Origin of the sequence: Mycobacterium colombiense (assembly GCF_001672755.1) — a bacterium.
Lineage (GTDB): Bacteria > Actinomycetota > Actinomycetes > Mycobacteriales > Mycobacteriaceae > Mycobacterium > Mycobacterium colombiense_C.
This window is the reverse complement of sequence record NZ_LZKI01000103.1, coordinates 1-2,037: the sequence shown is the minus strand read 5'-3', so window position 1 is coordinate 2,037 and position 2,037 is coordinate 1. Positions and strand designations below refer to the sequence as shown.

Annotated in this window: 2 protein-coding genes; both read left to right on the top strand. The window is 68.9% G+C overall.

All coding sequences use genetic code 11. The annotated features are described in order from the left end of the window. Positions 1-1,027, top strand: a 1,027-nt coding sequence (serC, locus tag A5708_RS14390; RefSeq protein WP_065029275.1) for a phosphoserine transaminase, incomplete at its 5' end; no start/stop codon positions are given. A gap of 122 nt (positions 1,028-1,149) precedes the next feature. After that, positions 1,150-1,923 carry a septation protein SepH gene (gene sepH / locus A5708_RS14385; protein ID WP_065029274.1) on the top strand — a complete coding sequence of 258 codons (774 nt, stop codon included), beginning with the start codon at positions 1,150-1,152 and terminating at the stop codon, positions 1,921-1,923. Positions 1,924-2,037: the final 114 nt, after the last annotated feature.

Genomic DNA, 2,037 nt, shown 5'->3' with positions numbered 1-2,037 from the left:
GGCGCTGACCACCACCGCCGCGCCACTGTTCGGCACCTCGCACCGGCAGGCGCCGGTCAAGAATCTGGTGGGCCGGCTGCGGTCCGGGCTCGCCGACCTGTTTTCGCTGCCCGAGGGCTACGAGGTCATCCTGGGCAACGGCGGCGCGACCGCGTTCTGGGATGCCGCGGCCTTCGGTCTGATCGACAAGCGGTCGTTGCACCTGTCCTTCGGCGAGTTCAGCTCCAAGTTCGCCTCCGCGGTCACCAAGAACCCCTTCGTCGGCGATCCCGTCGTCATCAAGGCCGACGCCGGTAGCGCCCCCGAGCCGCAGAGCGACCCCTCGGTCGACGTGATCGCCTGGGCGCACAACGAGACGTCCACCGGCGTCGCCGTGCCCATCGGCCGGCCCACCGGGTCCGGCGACGCGCTGGTCGTCATCGACGCGACCTCGGGCGCGGGCGGCCTGCCGGTCGACATCGCCGAGACCGACGCGTACTACTTCTCTCCGCAGAAGAATTTCGCCAGCGACGGCGGCCTGTGGCTGGCCGTCATGAGCCCGGCGGCGCTGGCCCGCGTCGAGTCCGTCGCCGCCTCCGGCCGCTGGGTGCCCGACTTCCTCTCGCTGCCCATCGCCGTGGAGAACAGCCTGAAGGACCAGACCTACAACACCCCCGCGGTCGGCACCCTGGCGCTGATGGCCGAGCAGGTCGACTGGATGCTGGGCAACGGCGGGCTGGACTGGGCCGTCAAGCGCACGGCGGACTCGTCGGGCCGGCTGTACTCCTGGGCCGAGGAGCGGGCCTACACCACGCCCTTCGTCACCGACCCGAAGCTGCGCTCGCAGGTGGTGGGCACCATCGACTTCGCCGACGAGGTCGACGCCGCGGCCGTGGCGAAGATCTTGCGGGCGAACGGTGTCGTCGACACCGAGCCGTACCGCAAACTCGGCCGCAACCAGCTGCGGGTGGGAATGTTCCCGGCGGTGGACCCCGACGACGTCAGCGCACTCACCCAATGCATCGACTGGGTCGTCGAGCGGCTGTAACCAGCCGGCAATCGGCGCGCAACCGCACAGCGTGTCAGCACAGGTGATGGGTGGTTGCTGGACTAAAGTGCGCACGTGACGGGTCCGTCGCTGACCTGCACGGAGCCTGCGAGGAGATAACCATGCGGGAACTCAAAGTGGTTGGGCTGGATGCCGACAGCAAATATGTCATCTGCGAGGGTGACGATCCCGCGGAGCAGTTCAAGCTAGCGGCCGACGACCGGCTGCGAGCCCTGCTGCGCGACGCAGCCCTGTCCTCTGAGCAACCGCAGCTCGAGATTGAAGTCACCAACATGCTGAGCCCCAAAGAAATTCAGGCCAAAATCCGCGCGGGCGCCTCCGTCGAGCAGGTCGCCGCGGCGTCCGGCTCGGAGGTGTCGCGGATCCGCCGCTTCGCCCACCCGGTGCTGTTGGAACGGTTCCGCGCCGCCGAACTGGCAACCGCCGCCCACCCGATGCTGGCCGACGGCCCCGCCGTCCTGACGCTGCTGGAGACGGTCAGCGCCGCGTTGGTGACCCGGGGCCTCAGCCACGACAAACTCAGCTGGGACGCCTGGCGCAACGAAGACAACCGCTGGACAGTACAGCTCGCGTGGAAGGTCGGCCGTTCCGACAACCTCGCGCATTTCTGCTTCTCCCCCGGTGCCCATGGCGGAACGGTTACCGCCATCGACGACGCGGCCAGCGCGCTGATCGACCCCAACTTCGAACGTCCGCTGCGCCCGGTGGCCCGGGTCGCCCACGTCGACTTCGACGAGCCCGCGAAGCCGCCCGTCGCAGAACCCGAGGCGGTGGTGGAGCCGGACGAAAAGCCCGTGCACACCCGCCGCGGCAAGCCGGTCATCCCGGCGTGGGAAGACGTGTTGCTCGGCGTGCGCTCGGGCGGGCAGCGCTAGTCCTGCTGGCGGCGACCGCCTGACCTTCGCCGCTAGGTGTACCCGGCAGGGACGTTGTTGACGATTCGGCTGTGAGAAGGGAGGACCTCCGGGCTTAGTGGAGATGTCTGACGT